Source organism: Neisseria sp. P0019.S002, assembly GCF_051957155.1.
GTDB classification, from domain to species: Bacteria; Pseudomonadota; Gammaproteobacteria; order Burkholderiales; family Neisseriaceae; genus Neisseria; species Neisseria perflava.
Map to the genome: position 1 here is coordinate 1 of NZ_JBQCWS010000011.1, position 23,385 is coordinate 23,385.

The window sequence follows — 23,385 nt, forward strand, 5'->3', positions numbered from 1 at the left end:
CCAAAGCAGCAGCCAATTCGAAGATTTTTTCTTCGTAACCAGCGTCACCTTCCAAAGCTTTCAGTGCAGAACCTTGTACGATTGGGCAGTCGTCGCCTGGGAAGTCGTAGCTTGACAACAAGTCACGGATTTCCATTTCAACCAGTTCCAACAACTCGGCATCGTCAACCATGTCGCATTTGTTCATGAATACGATGATGTAAGGCACACCTACTTGGCGAGCCAACAGGATGTGTTCGCGAGTTTGTGGCATAGGACCGTCAGCTGCGGAACATACCAAGATCGCGCCGTCCATTTGGGCAGCACCGGTAATCATGTTTTTAACGTAGTCGGCGTGACCCGGGCAGTCTACGTGTGCGTAGTGACGGGTTTCAGTTTCGTATTCTACGTGTGAGGTATTAATGGTAATACCGCGGGCTTTTTCTTCAGGAGCGTTGTCGATTTGGTCGTAAGCTTTTGCAGCGCCACCGAATTTTTTAGCCAAAATAGTAGTCAAAGCAGCAGTCAGAGTGGTTTTACCATGGTCAACGTGACCGATGGTGCCAACGTTTACGTGCGGTTTGCTACGTTCAAATTTTTCCTTAGCCATGGCAATATCCTATAATCTAAGCTTTTGAAAGAAAGGGTAATAATGAGATGGTGCCCATGGGCAGATTTGAACTGCCGACCTCTCCCTTACCAAGGGAGTGCTCTACCCCTGAGCTACATGGGCGAAATTGTTTGGAGCGGGTGAAGGGAATCGAACCCTCACCGTAAGCTTGGAAGGCTTCTGCTCTACCATTGAGCTACACCCGCATACTCACTTTTTTGCTCCAAGTAAGAATTTTTGGTGGAGGGAGAAGGATTCGAACCTTCGAAGCTCACGCAACAGATTTACAGTCTGCCCCCTTTGACCGCTCGGGAATCCCTCCAAAAGAGAACGCTAGTTTATTGGCAACTCAGATTTCCGTCAAGATTTTTTTTCATTTATTTCTTTAAAAATATCCAAGCTTTTGCTTTTAAACACTATTTATTTAAACTGAATGATTTTTTCGTACTTAGCCATCAGCTCTTCGTGTGTTTCAGGATGCTCTTCATCAATCAAGATACAGTCGACAGGACATACCTGTTGGCACTGAGGCTCATCGTAATGGCCTACACATTGAGTACACAAATTTGGATTGATTTCGTAAATTTCTTCACCTTGCGAAATGGCATCATTAGGGCATTCCGGCTCGCACACATCGCAGTTAATGCACTCATCTGTAATAAAGAGCGACATTTCTATTTCCTTTTTTCTTAAATTATCAAAACCGATTGGGCGCGGATTATAGCACAAATGACGTCAGAACAATCCGTTTGAAAGAATGTTTTACACCTTGGGAATGATTCTCAAATTCTATACTATTCAGCAACTTGCGAATAGAGTAACAATTCAAACCTACTCATTCCCGCCTTTCCTTCCCGATAAATTTCCAGCCAATCCGGTTTTTCAGGCAGCTTTCCTACTTCAATATAGACCATTGCCCCATTTTTCAAGTGGCTTTGCAATCGGATAAACAGATTTTGCCAATCTTCCCATGCAAACGGCGGATCAAGAAACACAACATCAAATTTTTCAGACGGCCTTGCCAGATAAGCCATGCCGTCTGAACACACGATTTCTACTTGTTTCAAACCTAATTCACGGATATTTTTCTGAAGCGTTTGAACAGTTTGGCGGTGGTTATCGACCATTACCACTTTTGCCGCATGACGAGAAGCAGCCTCCATTCCCAAAGCACCACTGCCGCTGAATAAATCCAATACTGTTTTGCCGGTTAAATCCTGACCCAACCAATTAAACAGTTTTTCACGCACGCTGTCAGGTGTCGGACGCAGACCGTCTGCAGATAAAAATGTTAACTTTCGTCCCCTGCATTGCCCACCGATGATACGTACTTGATTGGTGTGTTTGGAATGTTTGTTGTTTGCCATGATTTGTAAAAGATGCCGAGTTTTCAGACGGTCTCAATTATATAGTGAAACTGCCATCAAGCCGTATTTCACTCTATTCTTTTAGAAACAACAATGCCGTCTGAAAATCATTTTTCAGACGGCATTTACTATTTCATTAACTAATTATTCCTTCGGTGCCGGCGGTTCAATTTGCTCTTTCCAGCCGCATTCTTTTTGCGGGCAGACTTTTTCCACACCCCAGCGTTTGGTGGTTTTGATGGTCAAAACTGGCCACGCGCATTTTGGACAGGTTTCTGCAATGGGTGGATTCCATGTGGCGTAGTTGCAGTCGGGATAGGTACTGCAACTGTAAAACAGTTTGCCGTAACGGGATTTGCGCTCGACGAGGTTGCCTTTTTTGCATTGCGGGCATTGGACACCGGTATCTTTCGGTTTTTCCAGCGGTTCAACGTGTTTGCATTTCGGATAGTTGGCGCAACCGATGAATTTGCTGCCCGTGCGGCTGTATTTGTACACTAGGCGACCGCCGCATTTAGGGCATTCGCGTCCGTCAAGTTCGGCTTGTTCTGCTTCCGCTTTGGCGATGCGTTCAGCAGCTTCTTCGGCAGTTTCGTTGACATTGCGCGTGTAGCTGCACTCGGGATAACCGGCGCAAGCAACAAAACGACCCATTTTGCCGAATTTGATTTGCAACTTGTGTTCGCCACATTTCGGGCAGGTTTCGTCGAGTTCCTGCGTAGTAAATTTAGCGCGTTCAATACCCTCTTTTTCTTCTACTTGCTTGATAAATGGTTTCCAGAATTTATCCATCACGGGAATCCATTGGCGTTTGCCGTTGGCAATTTCGTCAAGCTGGTCTTCGAGTTTGGCGGTAAAGTGGTAGTCGACGTATTGGGCGAAGTGTTCGGTCAAGAATTTATTGACGATGTCGCCTGTATCGGTAGGCATGAAGCGTTTTTGCTCAAGGGTAACGTATTCGCGGTCTTTGAGCGTGGAGATGATACTGGCGTAGGTTGAAGGGCGACCAATGCCGTATTCTTCGAGAGCTTTAACCAACGTGGCTTCGTTGTAGCGCGGCGGCGGAGTGGTGAAGTGTTGTTCGCCGTAAAGTTTGTCAACCGGCAATTTATCGCCTTCGCTCATTTCGGGCAGTTTTTTGCTGTCTTCACTCTCTTCGTCGTCACTGCTTTCTTCATACACGCTCAAAAAGCCTGCGAAGGTTTGCACTTGTCCGGTTACGCGGAATACGCCTTTTCCGACGGTAATATCGACGGTGGTTTGGTCGAATTTGGCGGGCGTCATCTGACAGGCAACGGTGCGCTGCCAAATCATTTGGTACAGTTTGAACTGGTCTGCGCTCAAGAAGGGTTTGACGATTTCGGGCGTGCGGTACACGGAAGTCGGACGGATCGCTTCGTGTGCTTCTTGGGCGTTTTTGGATTTGGTTTTGTACTGCTTGGCGGCACTCGGCAGATATTCTTTGCCGATTTTGTTTTCGATGTAATGGCGGATTTCGGTTAACGCTTCATCAGCCAAATTCACGCTGTCGGTACGCATATAGGTAATCAGACCGATGGCGCCCTGCCCTACGTCTATACCTTCATAAAGTTGCTGAGCGGTACGCATGGTGCGGTCGGTGGTAAAACCGAGTTTGCGCACGGCATCCTGCTGCATGGTAGAAGTGGTGAACGGCGCGGCAGGATTGCGGCTGCGCTTTTTCTTTTCGATGGCGGTAACGACAGCCTCTTTGCCTTCGAGTTCTTTCAACACGTCGGCTTGAGCAGCTTCGTTCGGCAGGTCGAATTGTTCGAGTTTCGCGCCGTTGTATTGGGCCAGTTTGGCGGTGAACTTGCTGCGGCCTTTGTGGCTGTCGAGATGTACCGTCCAATATTCCTGCGCTTCAAACGCGCGGATTTCGTTTTCGCGTTCGCAAATCAGGCGCAAAGCGGGACTTTGCACACGGCCTGCGCTCAAACCGCGGCGGATTTTTTTCCACAACAATGGCGAAAGGTTGAAACCAACCAAATAGTCCAAAGCGCGACGGGCTTGTTGCGCATCGACCAAATCCATTTCGATTTCGCGCGGATGGGCAACCGCATCGAGCACGGCGTTTTTGGTGATTTCGTGGAACACGACACGCTGCGGCTTGATGTTTTTCAAGCCGCGTTTGGATTTTAGGATTTCCAAAAGATGCCAAGAAATGGCTTCGCCTTCCCTATCCGGGTCAGTTGCGAGGTAGATGTTTTCAGCTTCTTTGGCACCGGCAACGATGGCATCGACGTGTTTGCTGTTGCGGCTGATCAATTGGTATTTCATGGCAAAGCCATTGTCGGGATCGACTGCTCCGCTTTTTGGAACCAAGTCGCGGACATGACCGTAAGACGCCAAAATTTCAAAATCACCGCCCAGATATTTTTTCAGGGTTTTGGCTTTGGACGGGGATTCGACGATTAATAGGTTTTTCGCCATTGTTGTTCTCTTTTGGATGTATTGGATTTATGTTTCAGACGGCCTTTATGATTGAGGCCGTCTGAAAAAAGGTTTAGTGCATCACGTTTTGTCCGGTCAACGCACTCATCAAGTCATCGCCTATCAGGACGGGCAACTCACTCTTGTGCATCCACAACACCAGCAATACCAACACTTTGGCGGTATCGAGGGTGATTTCGTCCGATGGAATATGCATCAGGGCGTGAATGACGATTTCGCGTTGCTCATAAGTAATTGCGTGTTCGGTAACCAAATACTGCATCAAGCCCATGACTTCCTGCGGCAGGTTTTCAGCTTCTTCACGGCAGAATACGCGCAGGGAGTCGCTGTTAAACGGCTCGGCATAGAATTCGGACGTATTGAACAAGACTTCCATCATCATCAATGTATTGCCGATTTCCGTAGCATCAAAACCTGCATCTTCCAAGAGGCGACCCAAATCCTCCGGAGGCGGACAATTGTCGAAATCTTGGAAGTGTTCGATTAAATAGGCAATGACTTCGGTCATGCTGGTTCCTTAAATATAGATAATTTATGCTTTGACACGCTGATAACGACCGCCCGGCAAGGCGGCGACGATACCGTCAAGTTCGTATTCCAAAAGCTGTGCGTACACGTCTGCCGCTGCCGTATTGGTTTGTTGCGCTAAAATATCGGGATGTATCGGGTCGTAACCCATTGCTTCCAATAAGGCGCTTGTTGATGGGGCGGCAGGTAGGTTTTCAGACGGCCTTTGCGGTTCATCCGCTATTGTTTTTGGTTGCAGCTGTTTGGTTTGATCGTTTTTCGGTTTGACCGTCTTATTTATAGAATATGATGGAACAGGCGTATTTTGCAATAGCTGCGGACACTCATGGAGAATATCGTCCAAACATTCAACCAGTTTTGCCCCATCTTTAATCAGCTTGTGGCAGCCTTTGCTATGCGGATTGTCTATCGAACCGGGTACCGCCATCACTTCGCGCCCCATCTCCGCCGCCAGCTTGGCGGTAATCAATGAGCCGGATTCCAATGCCGCCTCGACCACCAATGTCAGCTGCGATAACGCGGCAATCAGACGGTTGCGGCGCGGAAAGTTGCCTGCGAACGGACGCGTGTCCAAAGGGAACTCGCTGACAATCAATCCTTTTTCGGCAATTTCATAAGCAAGGTGTTTATTGGACGGCGGATAAATGCGGTCTATACCGGTTCCCCAGACGGCAATGGTACCGCCATCTGCCTGCAATGCGCCTTGATGTGCGGCAGTATCGATACCCGAAGCCATACCCGATACGACAGGAATGCCTTTTTCGCTCAACGCCCTGCCGAAATCTTTGGCAATCCGCATTGCCTGCGGCGTGGCATGGCGGCTGCCGACAATCGCGGCAGAAGGTGTGTGCAACAACTCTGCATTACCACGTAAAAACAAAACCGGCGGCGCGGTAATGCCTTGTGTCAGCATTTCGGGGAAATCATCATCTTGCAGCAGCAACAAACGGCAACCGTCCTGCATTTCCCATTTTAAAGCGGCTTCGGCAGACTGCTGCGCCAAAGCTCGTTTGTCCGCATTGCGCCACGATTCGGCAGCCTGTTTATGGCGCACCAACGCGGTAATTTTGTCTGCCGGCGCGCTCAAGGCTACTTGTGCACTACCGAATTGCTGCAACAGCACCAAAAAACTTTCTGCGCCGATATAAGGCGTAAATGCCAGTTGCAACCAAGCAAAACGCTCGTTTTCCGTCATCAATCTGTTCCCTTTTCGTAATGTTTTTTTCAGACGGCATGAAGTAAATCAAGGCCGTCTGAAAATTTTATTGATATAAAACTTCTGTCGGCTTAAAAGGCAAAATAACAATGCCGAGCCATATCATTATTTTTATAAAGTATTGCTTGTCTAAGCAAACCGTCAAATGACGATGCCGTCTGAAAAACCTGATGGCTTTCAGACGGCCTCTTTTGTGATCTAAACCGATATTGCGCTTATTCTTCGGATTTGTCGGCGCTACGGCGCGATACGCTGATACCGAGTTGTTTGAGTTTGCGGTAAAGGTGTGTACGCTCCAAACCGACCTTTTGCGCCACACGGCTCATATTTTGGCCTTCTTGGGCGATGTGGTACTCAAAGTAGCGGCGCTCGACTTCTTCCCTCAATTCGCGCAAAGGCATATTGAAATTGAAGCCGCCGATGATTTCTGTCGCCGTCGCGTTTTCCTTCTGACCCAAAGCCACGGCAACGGCCTGCTCGTCCACTTCTTTGCCGTCAGATTCCAACATGATGTTTTTCACCGTTTCGGCAAGCTGGTCGTAATTGCCCGGCCAATCGTATTGGCGCAAAACCACTAATGCGCTGTCGCTGAATTTTACCGGCTGGATTTTTTGACTTTCGGCCAAATCGGTCATAATGCGGTTGATTAAAAAGACGATGTCGTCCGGTTGGCTGCGCAAAGAAGGAACATCGATGCGCTCTTTCAACAGCTCTGCCAGTCGGCCGGCAACAACGTCATCGGCGCTCTCACCGCGTTTAAAGCCGCATGAAGCAATCACACGGACATTGTAGCGGTCGGCTTTCTCCAGCAAGAAAGCAATGCCGTTTTGGATGTTTTTGCTGTAACGGGCAATATCGCCGACATACAAAATACCGCCTGATGCCTTTTGCAACAGCTCCATCGGCGTATCGACAATGTGTTCGACACGGTCGGTTGCCACCCAAGGCGTACCGCTTTTGTGCAGATAGCGGGCGACAATCTCAAACGGCGAGCCAGCCTCACCGGCCAACAACAGCGGGCGGTTGTGTTTGGCGGCCGCTTCAATACTGCCGTTCATTTCTTGAATGACAGGGCTGTTGCCCAGTTTGTCCAAAGTCATGCCGGAGGCCGTCTGAACTTCGCCGTGTTTCAAGGCGCGTTCTACTGCAGACAAGAGTTTTTGCAAGGCAATCGGTTTTTCCAGAAAATCGAGCGCGCCGATTTTAGTGGCTTCAACCGCGGTGTCAATGCTGGCATGGCCGCTCATCATCACCACAGGCATATTGAGTTGGCCGTTTTTCGCCCACTCTTTCAACAAAGTGATACCGTCACAATCGGGCATCCAAATGTCCAGCAATACCATGGCCGGACGCGTTTGATAACGCAATTGGCGCGCTTCTTCGGCATTTTCGGCCAAAGTAACGGTATAGCCTTCGTCTTGAAGGATTTCGGAGAGCAGGTCGCGGATGCCTACTTCATCATCTACAATCAAAATATCACTGCTTCGCATAAGTTTCTGCCATTTCCGGTAAAGCTATTTTGACACACGCGCCGCCGCTGTTCTGATTGCTCAGGCTGATGCGGCCGCCATGCTCCTCGATAATTTTTTTCACAACGGGCAAACCCAGCCCCGTTCCTGTCGGTTTGTCGGTAACGTACGGCTCAAAAGCATTGTGCAGCATTTCTTTGCTGAAACTTTTACCGTTGTTGCAGACGGTCAGGAAAACCTGTCCGCCTTCGCGCCCTGTTTCGACGTTTACTTGCGGCGCTTCGTCCGACTCTGCCGCTTCTGCGGCATTCTTAAATAGGTTATGCAACACTTGGCGCATCGCCGTCGTATCGGCAACAATCGGCAAGGCGTCGGCGCTGAGCCGTGCATTAAACTTGCACGCGCCGGCCTCATATAATACCAATACTTCCGACACCAAACCGTTTAAATCTTGTTTTTCTAAATTCAGCGACGGCGCACGCGCATAATTGCGGAATGCTTCGACCATTTCTTTCAGCGCGGCAACCTGTTTGACGATGGTATCAGTTGAACGGCTGAGGATTTGGGCGTCTTGTTCATCAAGCTTATCATGCAATTTCCATGCCAATCTCTCGGCGGAAAGCTGGATAGGCGTAAGCGGATTGCGGATTTCGTGCGCCAAACGTTTCGCCACTTCGCCCCATGCGGCCTCTTTTTGCGCGCGTATCAAGACGGTAATGTCATCAATCACCATCACCACGCCGTTATCGTTATCCTCCGGCAGGATGGTAGCTTTGCCCAACAAGATTCGGGCATCATCGGGCGCGGCATATTCGACTTGAACGGGTTTGTCGCTGTCGGCGGTTTCATTAATGGCGGCAAACACATCGGCCAACAGGGTTTGCTGCGGCGATTTGCCGTGCCATTGATGCCAGTTGCTGCCCCACAAAGACACCAGCGAAACGCCCAAAATCTGTTCGGCGGCTTTGTTAAAGGTTTTCAGACGGCCATCGGCATCCAAAGTAATCACGCCTGTGGTCAAACTTTCCAACACGCATTCCAAATAATGGCGGGCAGCTTCTTCGCGCAAACGGTTGCGCTCGTCCGCCTCTTTGGCAATCGCCAATTGCTCGGTCATGTGGTTGAACAATTGGGTCAAACGGCCGAACTCGTCATTGCGGAATACCGGCCGGGTCTGACTGAAATCACCCTGAGCCACCGCCCGCGCGCCCTCTGCCAGCGATAACACCGGTGCCACAAAACGGCGGGCAAAATACAAAGCCATAACCAGCGCTAAAAAGATGGCCAACAATGTCGCGACCAACAGCGTGGACAGGAAAAAGGTTTGCAGGCCTTTTTTGGTATAACTCAGCTCGGCGTATTTGGCGCGGGCCGCTTCAATTAGCGTCGCATCTTGGGCAACATCTTTCGGAATCGGCTGCCGGAAAAACAACGCATAATCCTGATTTTTATGCGTACCGATCAGCATCCAACCTTGAGCATACAGCACGCCGCCGATGTTTTCCAAGCTGCGCACCGAGCCGGTCTGCTCCAGCTGCTCCCATCCTTCTTTGTTGAGCTCGGGTTGATTTAGTTTCAGGGGATTGATGCTTTTCTCGACTTTATGGGTAGTCGCGTTGTAAAGCGCCAGCTGGGCAAAGTCGGCAGTAAGCGCGGATTTTGCCAGCGCTTGCCCTAAGTTGCCGTCCAGCGAAGCGGCGCTGATTAAGTCGATTTGCACCGGCGTGGCGTTGCTGACAGCATTGTCCACCGCCAAGTTCAGCGCGGATTTGCTCAAGTTTAAGCTTCGCTCCAATGCCTCATGGGTATCGTTGCCAAACCAAGAATTAATCGTACCGTTAATAAACTGGGCGGAAATACCGAACAAAAACACGCCCGGCAATACGGCAACCAAGGTAAACATCCCCGACAGCCGACGCGCAATCTGAGAACCGAACACGCTTTTGCTGTTGTCGCGCATCAAAAGCACGACATAGCGCACCAACACCGCTGCCAACACCAGCAACAGCAAGCCGCACAAAGCAACAATCCACCAAAAATAATCGGACAATACGTTGCTGCTGCCCGTTGCAATAGTCAGACCGTACAACAAAACAACGGCGAATACGGCGGCAATCAGAAGAAAGCGGCGCATGGTTTACTCCTGCACGACCGACAAGGACTTCCAACCGGAATCCAAATGCCAGTTTTTAGACGTCAGGGCATTGATTTGGAACGGTTTGGGCAGCTTGGCGGTTGTCAGCAGCAGGCGGATTTCAGCCTTCGTGTCTTTGGCGGCCACATCACTCAGCGCGCCCTTGGACAAAACCTTCCAATTCGCGACCGCGCCCACTGCGCGCAAGGCAGTTTCAAGCGTGTCGTACTCGGTAGAAAACGTACCGACGGTAACGCGATAGCGGTTGGTCAGCGGATGGAAGGACAATTTGTATTGAATCGTGCTGTCGTTGTTGAGCAGCTGGTCGAACTTGAATTTATAAGACGACATGGACGGCGCTGACAGCTGCCAACTCAAATTGAAATGCAGGGGGACGCCCTGTTTGAGTGCTTCTTTAAGCTGGTCGGGCAGGTCGGTGCGGAAACGGCTGCTGACGGAAAGCTGTCCGGCATGGGTCAGCTTTGCCTCGGCACGGGTCGCACTGATGCCCTCGCCCGCCGCGTTCAGCGACACGGCGAGCAAGAGCGGTACAATCAGCGTTTTACTGCTTTTTAATAAGCGCGTAATAAAAGCCATCTTGATGTTTGTTCGGTAAAAGCACATGCGATTCGATCAACTCGGCATCGGCATGGCGGTTAAGGAATTTTTGCAACTGACCGTCGTTTTCTTCGACAAAGACCGAGCAGGTAGCCAGCAACATCCTGCCGTTTTTCGTCAGGGTCTGCCACAGCGCGTCTAATAATGCTTCCTGTTGGCGTGCGGTTTTGACGGCATCGGTCGGCCGGCGCAGCCATTTTACGTCGGGATTGCGGCGCGCCACGCCCGAAGCAGTACACGGCACATCGGCCAAGACAGCATCAAAGGCTTTGCCATCATACCACGCTGTCAAGTCCTGCGCATCGGCACAAGCCAAAGAGGCCGTTTGAAAGCCTAAACGGTCAAGGTTGCTCTTCACCCTGTTCAGACGGCCTTCATCTATATCCAAAGCGGTAACATGACAATCTGCCAGTTCCAAGATATGGCCTGTCTTGCCGCCCGGTGCCGCACAGGCATCGAGAATGCGTTCGCCGTCTTTCGGGTTCAATAAATAGGCAGCACGTTGCGCACCAAAATCCTGCACCGATACCAGGCCGTCTGAAAAACCGGGCAGGCGGCTTACCGGCACGGCTTCTTCCAACATCACGGCGTATTCGTCCAACGCCCTGGCCGGAATACCTTCCGTAGCCAGTTTTTCCAAATAGCTTTCGGCATTGCCGTGTCGGCGGTTGACGCGCAAAGTCATCGGCGGATGCGATTGCAGCGCGGTGGTGATGTTGTGCCAATGTTTCGGATAATGGTTTCTCAAGTAAGCCACCCACCACAGCGGCAGGTTGTGTTTCGCCACATCGTCTTTTTTACAGGAAGCCTCGAGCTTGTCGCGTTCACGCAAAAAGCGGCGCAAAATCGCATTGGCAAACGAGCGGAACTGGCCGCGGCCGATTTTGGCAATGCTTTCCACCGCCTCATTAACCACGGCATGAGGCGCATTACGCGTGTAATGCAGTTGGTACATTGCCGCCAAAAGCAGGCTTTCTAGCTGCGGATTGTCAATCGGCTTTTTCAGCATTTGTCCAAGCATATATTTCAAACTGCCCAAATAACGCTGGCAACCGTAGGCAATATCCTGCAACGCGCCGTTTTCCTGCGCCGTCAGCTGTGGATGCGCCGCGCGGATTTCCGCCAAGACATCCTGAAGATTGCGCCCTTCGGCAACTACGGCAACACTGTCGGCGGCCAGTTTTTGGGCGAGGGACATACTCATATTTTTGCTTTCTGATTTATATTTGATTTCAAGTGTTCGGCGGATTTCAGACGGCCTGTTCGGCTGCCAGCAATGCCCGATAATATTCGGCATCTGCTTTGGAAAAACAGCAGAAGATGATTTTTTCCACTGCCGGACATTGCGGCAGGGTTTGCTTCAAACTCTCCAAAGCGATACGCGCGGCAGCTTCGGCCGGGAAGCGGTACACCCCAGTGCTAATACACGGAAAGGCAATACTGTGAAGATCGTGTTTCTGGGCAAGCAGCAAGGAATTAGCGTAGGATTGTGCCAATTTGGCCTCTTCATTTTGTTGTCCGCCAAACCATACCGGCCCGACCGTGTGGATGACAAAACGCGCAGGTAAACGATAGCCTTTGGTTATTTTGGCTTCGCCTGTGCGGCAACCGCCCAAAGTTCGGCACTCATCCAGCAGCTCTTTGCCTGCGGCGCGGTGTATTGCACCGTCTACTCCGCCACCGCCTAACAGCGATGAATTGGCGGCATTGACAATCGCATCGACTGCCAATCGGGTAATATCGCCCTCGACCACTTCAAAAACAGCCATTGTTTTCTTTCCTCTACGTTTGTTTCCAGCCTGTTACAAAACCGTTCCGACTTCAATCGTCCGGCCTGCCGCAAATGCCTGTATGCTCATGCGTTTGCTACCGGAAGGCTGCAATTCGGTAATGTTCAGCGCATTTTCACCGCACGCCACCAGCAGGCCGTCTGAAGTGCAAGACAATACTTCGCCAGCCTTACCCTGTTTGGCCACGACTTCGGCACGCCAGATTTTCATCGGTTTGCCTTGATACTCGACCCACGCGGCAGGTACGGGGTTAAAGGCGCGGATTTTGCGTTCGATAATGCGCGCGGACTCGTTCCAATCGATACGCGCCTCTTCTTTGCTTAATTTTTGGGCGTAGGTAACGCCTTCTTCAGGCTGTTTGACCGCGTTCAGACGGCCTTCCGCCTGCAGACGCTGCAAGTCGGCCACAATCGCTTCCGCACCCAAACCCATCAGCGCATCATGTACTTCGTTGGTGGTATCCGTAGGTTGGATGGCGTAGCGGTGTTCGCTGACCACATCGCCGGTATCCAAGCCGACGTCCATCTGCATGATGCACACGCCGGTTTCGGCATCGCCGGCTTCAATCGCACGTTGAATCGGTGCTGCGCCGCGCCAACGGGGCAACAACGAAGCGTGGATATTGAGGCAGCCGTGTTTGGGCGTATCCAACACATCCTGCGGCAAAATCAAGCCATACGCGGCCACCACCATCACATCCGCGCCCGTATCTTTGAGCATTTGCAGGGCTTCGGCGTTATTGCGCAACTTTTCCGGCTGCGCCACGGTCAAACCCAATTCCAAGGCAGCCTGTTTGACTGGCGATGCGGTCAACTGCATGCCGCGGCCTTTGGGGCGGTCGGGCTGGGTCAACACCAGCGGAATTTCAAAACCTGCGGCGGCGAGGGCTTTCAAGGCAGCAGCGGCAAAATCGGGTGTACCGGCAAAGATGACTTTCATGTTGTGTCCTTGTAGAAATGGTTTGAATGGGCGCGTTGGGCAAACTGTTTCAGCTGAAAAGGCCGTCTGAAAGATTGAAAACCGAAGTCTGCCTTCTGTTTTGTCTTTTCAGACGGCCTTTAAGCGATGCATTAGGTCAGATGGTGTGTTTCTGACGTTTTTTCAGTTTGGTTTTGATGCGGCCTTGTTTCAGCTGCGACAAGTGTTCGACAAACACGATGCCCATCAGGTGATCCAATTCGTGCTGCACGCAAATTGCCAGCAGGCCGTCTGCTTCCAGCGTGAATTTCTCGCCTTTTTCGTTCAAGGCTTCAACTTTGACGCGCTCGGCACGGGTGACGGTATCGTAAATGCCCGGCACGGACAGGCAGCCTTCTTCATAAGTCGTCTCGCCGTCTTTTTCGACAATGACGGGATTGATGAACACGCGCGGCTCGCTGCGGTCTTCGGTCAAATCCATCACGACGATGCGCTCGTGTACGTCGACCTGAGTGGCCGCCAAGCCGATACCGCGTGCTTCGTACATGGTTTCAAACATATCGGCAACCAATGTCTGGATGCGCTCATCGATTTTTTCAACAGGTTTGGCGACCGTGTGCAAACGCTCGTCAGGGTATTGGAGGATGTTCAGTAAAGCCATAATATTCTCGTTTTATAAAGCTGATGTGTGATTTTCATACAGATTTGGTTTCCGCCGCCACAATCTCCTGTCATGACAGCAACATTCAATGCTAAAATAACGCCGAAAAATGTTAAGATAGCGCGACGGAGGCCGTTCGTTATCGTATTGATGAATGACCGGCAGTTTCGCAAACTCCAGCCTTCTCTGTTTATCATCTGAAGACAAACCGAATCGATTTCAAGGGGAACGGTTATGCAACAACGTATTATAACCCTGCTTTGCATGGCAGGCATGGCTATTTCTGCCCACACTCAGGCAGCTTCTTTAAAAATCCGCCCCAATGCGCCGCAACGCTACGTCGTTAAAAACGGCGATACCTTGTGGGGGATTTCTGGAAAATATCTGTACAGCCCGTGGCAATGGAACCGCCTTTGGGGCGCCAACCGCAACGCCATCCGCAATCCGCATCTGATCTATCCGGGTCAGGTGTTGGTTTTACGCTACGTCAACGGCCAGCCGCGACTGGGTTTTGAACACGCTCAAACCCGTTCAGACGGCATTCCCGTGATCAAACTGCATCCGCGCGTACGCGAAACTTCCGGCTACGGCATTCCGACCGTCAACGTCAATCTTTACCGCATGTTCATGAAACATCCGCAGATTATCGCTCCGGAAGAAACCGCCAATGCGCCACGCCTGATTGCTGGCCCCGACAACCGCGTCCTCTACACGCAAGGCAACCGTGTGTACGCATACGGCCTGACCGAACCCGGCCGCTACCTGACCTACCGCGTCAATAAAAACATTACCGATCCGGAAACCGGCAAATTCCTCGGTCAAGAAGTCGTGTTCAGCGGCATCGCCAACACGCTGCCTTACACCGACTCCGCCTTGGAACACCGTACCCGCGCTTCTGACGAAAAACTCAAAAGCAACGAGTATTACACCCAAGTCAACAAAGTCATGAAGCTGCGCACCCAGTCCGCGCAACCTTTGGTTATCGAAGAAGCCGTTTCCGAAATCCGCAAAGACGACTATCTGCTGAAACTGCCCGAAGGCCTCGACAGCTTCAATGTGATGCCTCACGCCCCTGCCCGTCCGATTCAGGCCAAAGTCGTTTCCATCTTCGACGGCGTGGGCGAAGCCGGCCAGTTCCAAACCATTACTTTGGATAAAGGCGAACTCGACGGCTTGGACAAAGGCACTGTGGTCAGCCTCTACAAACGCGGCCGCCAAGTCCGTGTCAATCTGTCCAACAACCTGATTCGCAAGCCGAAAGACAAAGATACGGTTGAATTGGTTTCCATTCCGGCAGAAGAAATCGGTTTGGCAATGGTGTACCGCACATCCAACCATCTGGCCTCCGCCATTATTTTGGAAAGCCTGAACAGCGTTTCCATCGGCGATACCGCCTCCGAACCCGGCCGCGATTTGGACAATATGGCCGATGAAAAAACCATGGACAAACCGGCCGAAGACGAACAGGAAAGAGAAATCGAACTAGAAGTCCGTAGCTGATTGAGCTTTCTTAGCAGCCATCCGGCAAATAAAGGCCGTCTGAAAACCTATTTTTCAGACGGCCTTTTAATTACTGCCGATCAGAATAAATAAAATCTGTAACACGTTGTTTAAAGCGTAAACAATATCTTATTTTTCAAGCCGGTAATCGGCTATTCCCTTTTCTATTGCCTTTCCGCTCTGTCATTCAAATCAGAAATATGGAAAGCCCAACGCGCGATTTATTGCCTGTGGATTGTTCCATCTGTTCCTGCCAATCAAGAAGGCCGTCTGAAATCTTCAGACGGCCTTTTTATCCACAACTCAAATCCGATTATTTGAATTTGTAAGTGTATTGCAAGCCCAAGATGTCCGCTTTGTTTTTGAAGCGGGCAGAGGATGCACCGCGGCTGTCCACGTCGTTGCCGCTGGCTTTGCCGGTGCGGTAAACCGTGTCATTGATGTGAATATGGCTGTATGCCGCATCGATAACATGGTTTTTACCCAGTTGATATTTAGCGCCGACGGAGAACCAAATACGGTTGCCGTCAGGCAGGCTGTTCATGCGGTCTTCGGCGCTTTTAACCGGTGATTTGTCGAAAGCGATACCGGCACGCAGTTGCAATGGTTCGGTAACTTGGTAAGAGCCGCCGAATGCAACTTTATAAGTGTTGCGCCAGTTAGGCGTGATGACAGTACGGTCAGATTGGCCGTTGACAACTTTTTTGGTGTTTTCAAACACCAGCTCGGCTTTGTTGAAGCGGCTGTGGCGCGTCCAAGTCACATCGCCGAACAGGTTGGTTTTGTCGGTGGCGCGGTACATACCGTGAACAGACAAAGACTCAGGCGTAACGATTTTTACGCTGGCTTTTTCGTTCGGCACATAACCGCGTGCTGCCATTGCACCCAAATCCCAAGCGCGTTTTGCATATGCGCCGTCAGCTTCCCAATCGGCAGTGCCTTTCAGCGTATGCGATACTTTGGAACGATAGTTCACACCCACGCGTGCGCGGTCGTTGATGTCCCACATCCACGCCAGTTGGTAGCCGAAGCCCCAATCGTGGCCTTTTACATCGGCATGACCGTCAGCCTTGCCGGTCGCATCGACAGCGACTGGACGCCCTGCTTGACGGGAAGCCAAGCCGCTGGCCAATTGGCTGATGGCGCCGGAAGCGTCCCAGTCGGAGTATTTGCGCAATTCGGCTTTGGAATATTGGGCAATCAAACCGGCACCGACGGCGTGCTGCTCATTCAGTTTCCATGCGGCTACCGGCTCGATGGCGATAGTGGTCAAACCCAGTTTGTTGATGTTGTGGCGCAATACGGAATCTTTTTCGTATTCGGTTGCAGAGCCGAAGGGAACGTACACGCCCAAACCCAAAGTTACATCGTCGCTAGCTTTGTACGCGCCATAGATGTGCGGAGCGACAGTGGTTTCGGTAATTTTGCCGCTGGTCGAGCCGCTGACATCGGCACCCGTGCGGAAGTGTTTCGCAGATTCCGCCTCATAATGAATGCTTGGGAAAACGATATTGGCGTTGACGGAAATTTGGCTGCTGTCGATTTTACTCAAACCGGCCGGATTGTAGAAAATGGTTGATGCATCGGCGGCTTCGGCAGCGGCGGCGTTGGCCGTGCCTTGTGCGTTAACGGATTGTGTGCCGAAGTGGTAGCCGGAGGCTTGGACGGCGGTAGATAACAGTGCTGCGCTTAAAATAAATGCTGTTTTTTTCAGATTGAAATGAATCATTTTGGTTTACCGTGAAAGTAGCGGACAAAGAAAAAGGCCGTCTGAAACGTCCTTTATTGATTTAGTATAGGCACTCAATTCTATACTACATCATTATTTTTGCCTAATCTTTTCTTTTTTTACACAAAAAAAGCAGGCTAAAACAGCCTGCTTTTCCAATCATCGGATCACTGCAATTATTTAACCTGCAACACTTCCAGCGTATTGGTCGAACCGGATTCGCGCATTTGCGAACCGCTGGTGATGATGTATTGGTCGCCGCTTTGGAGGATTTTGTGTTCTACCAGCATGGCTTCCACTTCGTTCAGCGCGGTATCGTGATCGGTACTGGTTGCCAAAATCAACGGACGCACGCCGCGGTACATCGCCATGCGACGTTGCGCTGAAACACTCGGCGTCAGGGCAAAAATCGGCAGGGTGATGTTGTGGCGGCTGACTTCGAAGGCGGTCGAACCGCTTTCAGTCAGGGCAACGATGGCTTTGGCGTGAACTGCTCGCGCCACGCTGACCGCACCGCCGGCAATCGCCAAGTTGGTGCTGACGGCTTCGGGATACTCGACCTGTTCGGCAACGCCGTTGAGCGAATCTTGTTCTTTTTCCGCAGCAGCACAAATAATCGCCATTTGGCTGACGGTTTCAAACGGATACGCGCCGACGGCGGTTTCGGCGGAACACATCACCGCATCGGTACCGTCCAATACTGCGTTGGCCACGTCGCTGACTTCCGCGCGGGTCGGTACGGGGTTGGTAATCATGGATTCCATCATTTGAGTTGCGGTAATGCTGAAGCGGCGCAACTCGCGGGCGCGGCGGATCATGCGTTTTTGCAGGGCAGGTACGGCGGCATGGCCGACTTCCACTGCCAAGTCGCCGCGGGCAACCATAATACCGTCGCTGGCAAGGATGATTTCGTCCAGGTTTTCAATGGCTTCTACGCGCTCGATTTTGGAAACCAAACCGGGGCGTACGGCTGTACTGCCTTTCATTTCTTCTTCGACTTTGGCGCGTGCGATGTGCAAATCTTCGGCAGATTTCACAAAGCTGATGGCCAAGTAGTCGCAACCGATGGCAATTGCCGTTTTCAGGTCGCGGAAGTCTTTTTCGGTCAACGCGCCGGCAGACAGGCCGCCGCCGCGTTTGTTGATACCTTTGTTGCTTTTCAGCACATGGCTGTTTTCTACCCTTGTAATAATCTTACTTCCTTCAACCGCTTCAACGGTCAAAGTCAACAGGCCGTCGTCCAGCCACAAAACATCGCCGGCAGCGACGTCATTCGGCAAATCACGGTAGTCCAAACCCACCGCTTCGCGTGTACCTTCGCCTTCAAGTGCGGCATCCAAAATCAAAGTTTCATCTTTATTCAGCTCGATGCTGCCGCCGGCAATTTTACCGACACGGATTTTAGGCCCTTGCAAGTCGGCAAGAATGGCGATTTCCTGACCCGCACGTTTCGCGGCTTCGCGTACGATACGGGCATTTTCTTCATGAAACTCCGGCGTACCATGGCTGAAATTGAAACGGACGACATTAAGGCCGCCGACACGGATCATGTCTTCCAACAATTGTACATTGTTGCTGCCCGGACCCAGTGTGGCAACAATTTTGGTATTGTGGCTGATACGGGTTAAATCACGTTGCAATTGGCTCATGTAAACGTCCTTTCCTGTTGATTTCACGTTTGATAATGAAGAGGATTGTACTCTTAATGCAATAATGTTGGCGTAAAATTACATCATTTTCTGACTTAAACTAAATTTATTTTTGCATTAACCTACTTTCCTATCGGATACAATATACCCTCACGTCGTCATGTTTAATTTTCAGACGACCTCACTCATCCGAATAGAATACTGAAATATCCGACCGATCCATGAAACGTTTTCTGACTCCTCTGCCCATCGGCATCGTTTTGGCCGACCTGATATACGGTTTCGTCCTGAATGTGATGCAAGGCTTAAACTTGCAACAAACCGCAGCCAACCAGTCCGGTACAATTTCCGTTACGCCCGACATTGCCTTCAACAGCCTGCAAATCGTCGCTAACGGCGGCATGGTCTGCATTATCGGCTTCGGTTTGATTGTTTTGTTCCAACTCAACCGCGCCGTATTACGCCGACAAATCCTGCCCATTGGTATTTTCCGAACCCTCGGCCTGTTGGCTGTTTTGGCATTCAGCATTTCGTCTTTGTGGGAATGGTTGCATGCCGCTTTGTCGCTGCTTTCCGGGCACAACGTTTTAAACTTCAGCAACCCGCGTTATCTGGTTACCGCAGCCTGCATGCCCATCATCGCTTTCTTGTGCATCCTGCGCCTGTACAATTGGTATCGCCTGCATCGGACTGTTGCCGCTGACGACACCTCCACGACACTCTAATCAAGTTGCAAAAAGGCCGTCTGAAACAGGAAAACCTATTTCAGACGGCCTTGTCATTGTATATCTCAACGTTGATGACTGGTTTCTACACCGGCCTTAATCTCACCATACATTTGCGAGCTGCCTCCGCTGCCTGATGCGCAGGCCGCCAAGCTCAGTGTCAAAACAGCCGCGGTCAAAATCTTCAACATTGATTTCTCTCTTTCCACAAAAATTATTTCGGATCGCAACGGAAATGGTAAGCGCAAATTTCAAATCCGTTTTTGAAGTAGAGACGATGCGCACCTGCACGGTCATGGTTCACATGGACATTCAGATGGATTTTGGTCGCGCCGGTTTCCGCACCGATTTTACGTACTTCTTCCAACAAGCGTGAAGCATAGCCTTTTTGGCGGCATTGCGGCATGGTTACGAGATCATCAATATGGATATGGTAACCACTGGCCAAGTTATGTGCAGTATGGAAACCGCATACGGCCACGGCATTTTGTTTACCTTCTTCAAAAATACCCAACAGGCGGTAACCGGTTTTGCGCTGATGCTCGTTGATTTGTTCGACAAAACGATGAATATCGGTCAACGATGAACGCAAAATGCTCAGTGCCGCAAAAGCGGTTGCAGTTTCTTCCGGTGGAATTTCACGCAATACGCCAACCACAGGCGCGGCAGCTTGAGGCTCAGGCTGCGCATTGGCCGCTTCCGCACGCTCGGCGGCGTGTTTTTCTTCAATCGCCTGCGCCAACAAAACGCGCTCGACCGGCACTTCGCCCTGCTGCTTGCTTTCCTGCTCTTTGAGTAAGGCTTTGCAGTCAATCACGCGCAAATCGTTATCCGCTGCAAAATCCATCAAGAAACGGAACATTTGCGGATTGTCTTCTTCCAGTTTTTTATCGACTGCCACACAACGGACATTGTCCACCAAAATCGGGCGCACCCAATTCGAATAGGAAAGGCGGTTGTCTTTGGTGAAGGAAGATAAAATACCGCACAGGCGCTCCGCCCAGTCGCTTGGTCGGAAAATCTTGCCTTTGCTGGTCGTACCATGGATCACAACTTCATAAGGATTACACACTAACATAAGCAGCTTCCTAAGAGTAAATGGCTGAAGGAATATTTCGCCAGTGCCAACATCAGAAAAAGTTCCGATACATAGCAACAGATTATTGAAAAAATATCAGTAAGGTTTTGAAATACGACAATGATGAGACGGCTTGCCGATCCTGACAATCCGTTTCGAATTCTTTGATTATTATACCCGATACGCCTCTTTTTCTTCAAAAATCATTTGAAAAATAACAACAGGCCGTCTGAAAACAAGTATTTCGGTTTCAGACGGCCTGCATATTTTGAATATCAATACAACAATTTCTTGCGGGGCTTTTGCTCACCATTGGATTTAATTTCTGACAAATTGAAATTCAATATGCTCAAATCCAAGACGCTTTCAGAAGTGCATTGATCGCCAAAGGCATTTTCATAAGTGGCCTTCAGTTTCAACACGCCGCCAAATGTCTGGTCCGGCAATTCGGCAGCCAGCGCCAACATGCTTGCAAACACGCCGCCATACAATTCTCCCGATGCCAGCATATCCACACCGCTGGAAAACATTTCCAAGCGCATCACTGCATCGGCAACCAGCTTGCTCGGCAAGTGATCCGGCAAAGGCTCTGCCTCAAAATGCACATTCTTCGCCAAGCCCTTACCGCTATTGCGGACAATCAAAACCAATAAATCCGTTTGACCGTCAGAACGTTGCAACGTCGCATGCAAAACAGGATGAATACTCTCTTTTTGAATCAGCTGTTCACGGTGCAATATCTTGCTTTTTGCTTTGGATCGCGCAGAGACGACAGCCCAAATCAACCAAACCAATGCAACGGCAGAAATGGCTGTAACCAAAAGGGGAAGATTGGTCAAATAGGCTTGCTGATTAAACCAAACTTGTGCGGCTAAAAATCCGGCAAAGAAAATCAAGACGTATAAAATTGGGGCAAACCGGCTTTGTATGGATGAGTGCATGAGTTTTCCTACATTTCGTATCATGTTATTAAAAAATAATGCCTTTCGGGCGAATAATGTCATCAACCCGGAAGGCATTATTTTAACGTAATTTTAACGCAATTTGCTTAATATCTTGCTTTTTATGAAACTGATGTATCAAGCAGACAACTCAAACCGCACAGCCGTGTTTTCAGACGGCCTGAGATTTTTATCAGGCTTCGGCAACCGAATCACGCGAGAAGGTTTTTTCGCAATAATGGCATTTCAAACGCGTCTGACCATTATGTGAACGGACATAAAAACGGCTGATGACCGGCTCTCCATGACTGGCACAATTGGTATTCGGGCAGCGGAATACTTCCGAAATTTCGTCCGGCAATGACAAATGCTGTTTGTCGATCACTTTAAACTGATCGATTTTGTTGACCACTGCTTCAGGGGCAAATAAAGCCAAACGGTTAGCCGCATTGGCATCCAACCATACGCCGCTGACTTTGATAATGTCTTTACTTCCCTGCGTTTTACTTGGCAAATTAAAGCCGACCGTAACCGCGCTGCCATAATGCAGCAGCTTAAACTGCCTTAAAATGGCCAAGCCTTTACCGGCAGGAATATGGTCAATTACCGTACCTTGTTCAATCGCTTCCACGCTGAGTTTTGAGTTTTCCATCTTTCGCTCCTTAAACTTCTTCGTTCAATACCAAAGACAAAATCGCCATCCGTGCATACACACCATTGGTTGCCTGTTCAAAATAATAGGCATGAGGTGTTTTATCCACATTCGGATGAATTTCATCTACCCTCGGTAAAGGATGCAAGACGCGCAAATTGGGTTTGGCATTTGCCAACATTGACGCATCAAGATTGAATTTACCCTGGATTTTGGCAAATTCCTGCTCATCAAAACGTTCGCGCTGAACGCGGGTCATGTACAAAATATCCGCCCATTCGACCGCTTCTTCCAAACTGGACAAAACTTGGTGAGGGCAACCGGCCTCCTCCAGCTCTTCAGCAATATAGTCCGGCATCGCCAAGCTGGGAGGAGAAACAAATGCAAACTCACAACCCCAACGCTTCAGTGCCTGACACAATGAGTGTACCGTACGGCCATATTTCAAATCACCGGCCATCGCAATCTTCAAATTGCTTAAACTGCCTTGTGTTTCATAAATCGTTACCAAATCCAAAAGCGTCTGGCTCGGATGTTGGTTGGTACCATCGCCGGCATTAATCACAGGTACGCTCGAAAATTCAGCCGCCACACGGGCCGCACCGTCTTTCGGGTGTCGCTGAATAATCGCATCCGTATAGCTGGAAATAATCCTCGCAGTATCTGCAAGCGTTTCACCCTTTTTCGCGCTGGTATTCGCACCATCGGAAAAACCGATAACTTTCCCACCCAAACGCTGTACCGCCGTTTCAAAAGACAAACGCGTACGAGTGGACGGTTCAAAAAAGCACGAACCAATCAATTTGCCTTCAAGCAAATCTTCACGAGGCTGCTTTTTCAACTTCAAGGCCGTCTGAAGCAGCAATTCAAGCTGCTCTGTCGTCAAATCTGAAATTGAAATAATATGTTGCCGATAAAGCGGATTAGGCATGACCATTCCTTCCCATAAAAAAGCCCGCAACAGGCGGGCGTTTCAAGCAAATCAATTCCATCGTTGCCGACATCATCCTGTCGGACAATCACAACCATGTTCCTACCACACCCATGAAATCTTCCGCATTATCGCATATTTAACAGACGGCTGCTTCTTTCAAGTTTTCAGACGGCCTGAGGTATTTACAAAATAGTCCCGTACTCAACAGCAGAAAACCAAACACAGGGATTCGATTGTTTTCAGTTATTACCCAATGGCCCCATAGGTCCAAGCCTTCATTCCCTGTGCCCCAAACAAAGCCGCCCGTCATCCCGAACCGGCAAGCAGTTCGGCCTCGGGGCGGCGTATACGGCACGATCGTCCGTCAGGTTATTTTTTCACGGCAGGCTGGGCGGCCTTAGGAGCGGCAGAAGAA

At 50.2% G+C, this 23,385-nt stretch carries 22 protein-coding genes and 3 tRNA genes; 2 read left to right on the top strand and 23 right to left on the bottom strand.

The genetic code is table 11. The annotated features are described in order from the left end of the window. The 16 genes from ACTHTY_RS10910 to def all read right to left on the bottom strand — a co-directional run. Positions 1–589 (bottom strand): GTP-binding protein (locus ACTHTY_RS10910; protein WP_440367638.1); only part of this gene is annotated, 589 nt, incomplete at its 3' end. A 48-nt stretch (positions 590–637) separates the two neighbouring features. Then, a tRNA-Thr gene (locus ACTHTY_RS10915) sits at positions 638–712 on the bottom strand. A gap of 9 nt (positions 713–721) precedes the next feature. Beyond that, positions 722–795, bottom strand: a tRNA-Gly gene (locus tag ACTHTY_RS10920). A gap of 32 nt (positions 796–827) precedes the next feature. Then, positions 828–911, bottom strand: a tRNA-Tyr gene (locus ACTHTY_RS10925). Between the two features lie 98 nt (positions 912–1,009). Further along, positions 1,010–1,261, bottom strand: coding sequence for a YfhL family 4Fe-4S dicluster ferredoxin (locus ACTHTY_RS10930; protein ID WP_003679513.1), 252 nt, complete (start codon positions 1,259–1,261; stop codon positions 1,010–1,012). Positions 1,262–1,383: 122 nt separating this feature from the next. Next, positions 1,384–1,956, bottom strand: a complete 573-nt coding sequence (gene rsmD, locus ACTHTY_RS10935; RefSeq protein ID WP_440367640.1) for a 16S rRNA (guanine(966)-N(2))-methyltransferase RsmD — start codon at positions 1,954–1,956, stop codon at positions 1,384–1,386. A 144-nt stretch (positions 1,957–2,100) separates the two neighbouring features. Further along, positions 2,101–4,407, bottom strand: a complete 2,307-nt coding sequence (gene topA, locus ACTHTY_RS10940) for a type I DNA topoisomerase (RefSeq protein ID WP_440367641.1) — start codon at positions 4,405–4,407, stop codon at positions 2,101–2,103. Positions 4,408–4,480: 73 nt separating this feature from the next. Next, on the bottom strand, positions 4,481–4,936 hold the full coding sequence (locus tag ACTHTY_RS10945) for a DUF494 family protein (protein ID WP_003679497.1): 456 nt from the start codon (positions 4,934–4,936) through the stop codon (positions 4,481–4,483). Between the two features lie 24 nt (positions 4,937–4,960). Further along, complete coding sequence (gene dprA, locus ACTHTY_RS10950; protein ID WP_440367643.1) at positions 4,961–6,151, bottom strand: DNA-processing protein DprA; 1,191 nt, start codon at positions 6,149–6,151, stop codon at positions 4,961–4,963. Positions 6,152–6,387: 236 nt separating this feature from the next. Continuing rightward, positions 6,388–7,662: a sigma-54-dependent transcriptional regulator gene (locus tag ACTHTY_RS10955; protein WP_440367645.1), complete on the bottom strand. Its 1,275-nt coding sequence runs from the start codon at positions 7,660–7,662 to the stop codon at positions 6,388–6,390. Further along, entirely contained in the window at positions 7,649–9,775 is a 2,127-nt protein-coding gene (locus tag ACTHTY_RS10960; protein ID WP_440367647.1) for an ATP-binding protein, read from the bottom strand. The genes ACTHTY_RS10955 and ACTHTY_RS10960 overlap by 14 nt, the downstream gene beginning before the upstream one ends. A 3-nt stretch (positions 9,776–9,778) precedes the next feature. Continuing rightward, positions 9,779–10,372, bottom strand: coding sequence for a DUF4390 domain-containing protein (locus tag ACTHTY_RS10965; protein WP_004520180.1), 594 nt, complete (start codon positions 10,370–10,372; stop codon positions 9,779–9,781). Then, on the bottom strand, positions 10,338–11,597 hold the full coding sequence (gene rsmB / locus ACTHTY_RS10970) for a 16S rRNA (cytosine(967)-C(5))-methyltransferase RsmB (protein WP_440367649.1): 1,260 nt from the start codon (positions 11,595–11,597) through the stop codon (positions 10,338–10,340). The genes ACTHTY_RS10965 and rsmB overlap by 35 nt, the downstream gene beginning before the upstream one ends. Positions 11,598–11,643: 46 nt before the next feature. Further along, on the bottom strand, positions 11,644–12,162 hold the full coding sequence (locus ACTHTY_RS10975) for an O-acetyl-ADP-ribose deacetylase (RefSeq protein ID WP_440367651.1): 519 nt from the start codon (positions 12,160–12,162) through the stop codon (positions 11,644–11,646). Between the two features lie 33 nt (positions 12,163–12,195). Next, the gene (gene fmt, locus ACTHTY_RS10980) at positions 12,196–13,122 is read right to left on the bottom strand and encodes a methionyl-tRNA formyltransferase (protein ID WP_440367652.1); all 927 of its coding nucleotides are present in this window, start codon (positions 13,120–13,122) and stop codon (positions 12,196–12,198) included. 136 nt (positions 13,123–13,258) lie between these two features. Then, a complete protein-coding gene (gene def / locus ACTHTY_RS10985; protein ID WP_003678675.1) occupies positions 13,259–13,762 on the bottom strand; it encodes a peptide deformylase in 504 nt (167 codons plus the stop codon). A 234-nt stretch (positions 13,763–13,996) separates the two neighbouring features. Between def and ACTHTY_RS10990 the strand changes: the two genes are divergently transcribed. Then, positions 13,997–15,262 carry a LysM peptidoglycan-binding domain-containing protein gene (locus ACTHTY_RS10990; RefSeq protein WP_440367653.1) on the top strand — a complete coding sequence of 422 codons (1,266 nt, stop codon included), beginning with the start codon at positions 13,997–13,999 and terminating at the stop codon, positions 15,260–15,262. Between the two features lie 313 nt (positions 15,263–15,575). On the opposite strand, the gene ACTHTY_RS10995 is transcribed toward ACTHTY_RS10990, so the two are convergent. Then, a complete protein-coding gene (locus tag ACTHTY_RS10995) occupies positions 15,576–16,991 on the bottom strand; it encodes an OmpP1/FadL family transporter (protein WP_440367655.1) in 1,416 nt (471 codons plus the stop codon). Between the two features lie 176 nt (positions 16,992–17,167). Then, the gene (gene pyk / locus ACTHTY_RS11000; protein ID WP_049337966.1) at positions 17,168–18,640 is read right to left on the bottom strand and encodes a pyruvate kinase; all 1,473 of its coding nucleotides are present in this window, start codon (positions 18,638–18,640) and stop codon (positions 17,168–17,170) included. A gap of 221 nt (positions 18,641–18,861) precedes the next feature. Here pyk and ACTHTY_RS11005 point away from each other — a divergent pair, with 221 nt between their 5' ends. Further along, positions 18,862–19,365, top strand: coding sequence for a hypothetical protein (locus ACTHTY_RS11005; RefSeq protein WP_371465001.1), 504 nt, complete (start codon positions 18,862–18,864; stop codon positions 19,363–19,365). 65 nt (positions 19,366–19,430) lie between these two features. Here the strand turns inward: ACTHTY_RS11005 and ACTHTY_RS11010 are convergent, their stop codons facing one another. From ACTHTY_RS11010 to pyrB, 5 genes are all read right to left on the bottom strand, one after another. Next, the gene (locus ACTHTY_RS11010; protein ID WP_003684698.1) at positions 19,431–19,556 is read right to left on the bottom strand and encodes a hypothetical protein; all 126 of its coding nucleotides are present in this window, start codon (positions 19,554–19,556) and stop codon (positions 19,431–19,433) included. Positions 19,557–19,579: 23 nt separating this feature from the next. Then, entirely contained in the window at positions 19,580–20,443 is an 864-nt protein-coding gene (locus ACTHTY_RS11015) for a GNAT family N-acetyltransferase (protein WP_049336349.1), read from the bottom strand. Between the two features lie 275 nt (positions 20,444–20,718). Then, positions 20,719–21,384: a hypothetical protein gene (locus ACTHTY_RS11020; RefSeq protein WP_440367656.1), complete on the bottom strand. Its 666-nt coding sequence runs from the start codon at positions 21,382–21,384 to the stop codon at positions 20,719–20,721. A 193-nt stretch (positions 21,385–21,577) separates the two neighbouring features. Further along, the gene (gene pyrI, locus ACTHTY_RS11025; RefSeq protein WP_003684689.1) at positions 21,578–22,036 is read right to left on the bottom strand and encodes an aspartate carbamoyltransferase regulatory subunit; all 459 of its coding nucleotides are present in this window, start codon (positions 22,034–22,036) and stop codon (positions 21,578–21,580) included. Between the two features lie 10 nt (positions 22,037–22,046). Further along, positions 22,047–22,967: an aspartate carbamoyltransferase gene (gene pyrB / locus ACTHTY_RS11030; RefSeq protein WP_440367658.1), complete on the bottom strand. Its 921-nt coding sequence runs from the start codon at positions 22,965–22,967 to the stop codon at positions 22,047–22,049. Between the last annotated feature and the right edge of the window lie 418 nt (positions 22,968–23,385).

What these genes read in the sequence shown, in the direction of transcription:
- def (WP_003678675.1), bottom strand. Translation starts at nt 13,762, where the DNA reads ATGGCTTTACTGAACATCCTCCAATACCCTGACGAGCGTTTGCACACG.
- ACTHTY_RS10930 (WP_003679513.1), bottom strand. Translation starts at nt 1,261, where the DNA reads ATGTCGCTCTTTATTACAGATGAGTGCATTAACTGCGATGTGTGCGAG.
- ACTHTY_RS10965 (WP_004520180.1), bottom strand. Translation starts at nt 10,372, where the DNA reads ATGGCTTTTATTACGCGCTTATTAAAAAGCAGTAAAACGCTGATTGTA.
- ACTHTY_RS10995 (WP_440367655.1), bottom strand. Translation starts at nt 16,991, where the DNA reads ATGATTCATTTCAATCTGAAAAAAACAGCATTTATTTTAAGCGCAGCA.
- ACTHTY_RS11005 (WP_371465001.1), top strand. Translation starts at nt 18,862, where the DNA reads ATGAAACGTTTTCTGACTCCTCTGCCCATCGGCATCGTTTTGGCCGAC.
- ACTHTY_RS11015 (WP_049336349.1), bottom strand. Translation starts at nt 20,443, where the DNA reads ATGTTAGTGTGTAATCCTTATGAAGTTGTGATCCATGGTACGACCAGC.
- ACTHTY_RS10975 (WP_440367651.1), bottom strand. Translation starts at nt 12,162, where the DNA reads ATGGCTGTTTTTGAAGTGGTCGAGGGCGATATTACCCGATTGGCAGTC.
- rsmD (WP_440367640.1), bottom strand. Translation starts at nt 1,956, where the DNA reads ATGGCAAACAACAAACATTCCAAACACACCAATCAAGTACGTATCATC.
- ACTHTY_RS10990 (WP_440367653.1), top strand. Translation starts at nt 13,997, where the DNA reads ATGCAACAACGTATTATAACCCTGCTTTGCATGGCAGGCATGGCTATT.
- pyrB (WP_440367658.1), bottom strand. Translation starts at nt 22,967, where the DNA reads ATGCCTAATCCGCTTTATCGGCAACATATTATTTCAATTTCAGATTTG.
- ACTHTY_RS10960 (WP_440367647.1), bottom strand. Translation starts at nt 9,775, where the DNA reads ATGCGCCGCTTTCTTCTGATTGCCGCCGTATTCGCCGTTGTTTTGTTG.
- ACTHTY_RS10945 (WP_003679497.1), bottom strand. Translation starts at nt 4,936, where the DNA reads ATGACCGAAGTCATTGCCTATTTAATCGAACACTTCCAAGATTTCGAC.
- pyrI (WP_003684689.1), bottom strand. Translation starts at nt 22,036, where the DNA reads ATGGAAAACTCAAAACTCAGCGTGGAAGCGATTGAACAAGGTACGGTA.
- dprA (WP_440367643.1), bottom strand. Translation starts at nt 6,151, where the DNA reads ATGACGGAAAACGAGCGTTTTGCTTGGTTGCAACTGGCATTTACGCCT.
- ACTHTY_RS10955 (WP_440367645.1), bottom strand. Translation starts at nt 7,662, where the DNA reads ATGCGAAGCAGTGATATTTTGATTGTAGATGATGAAGTAGGCATCCGC.
- topA (WP_440367641.1), bottom strand. Translation starts at nt 4,407, where the DNA reads ATGGCGAAAAACCTATTAATCGTCGAATCCCCGTCCAAAGCCAAAACC.
- ACTHTY_RS11010 (WP_003684698.1), bottom strand. Translation starts at nt 19,556, where the DNA reads ATGTTGAAGATTTTGACCGCGGCTGTTTTGACACTGAGCTTGGCGGCC.
- pyk (WP_049337966.1), bottom strand. Translation starts at nt 18,640, where the DNA reads ATGAGCCAATTGCAACGTGATTTAACCCGTATCAGCCACAATACCAAA.
- fmt (WP_440367652.1), bottom strand. Translation starts at nt 13,122, where the DNA reads ATGAAAGTCATCTTTGCCGGTACACCCGATTTTGCCGCTGCTGCCTTG.
- rsmB (WP_440367649.1), bottom strand. Translation starts at nt 11,597, where the DNA reads ATGAGTATGTCCCTCGCCCAAAAACTGGCCGCCGACAGTGTTGCCGTA.
- ACTHTY_RS11020 (WP_440367656.1), bottom strand. Translation starts at nt 21,384, where the DNA reads ATGCACTCATCCATACAAAGCCGGTTTGCCCCAATTTTATACGTCTTG.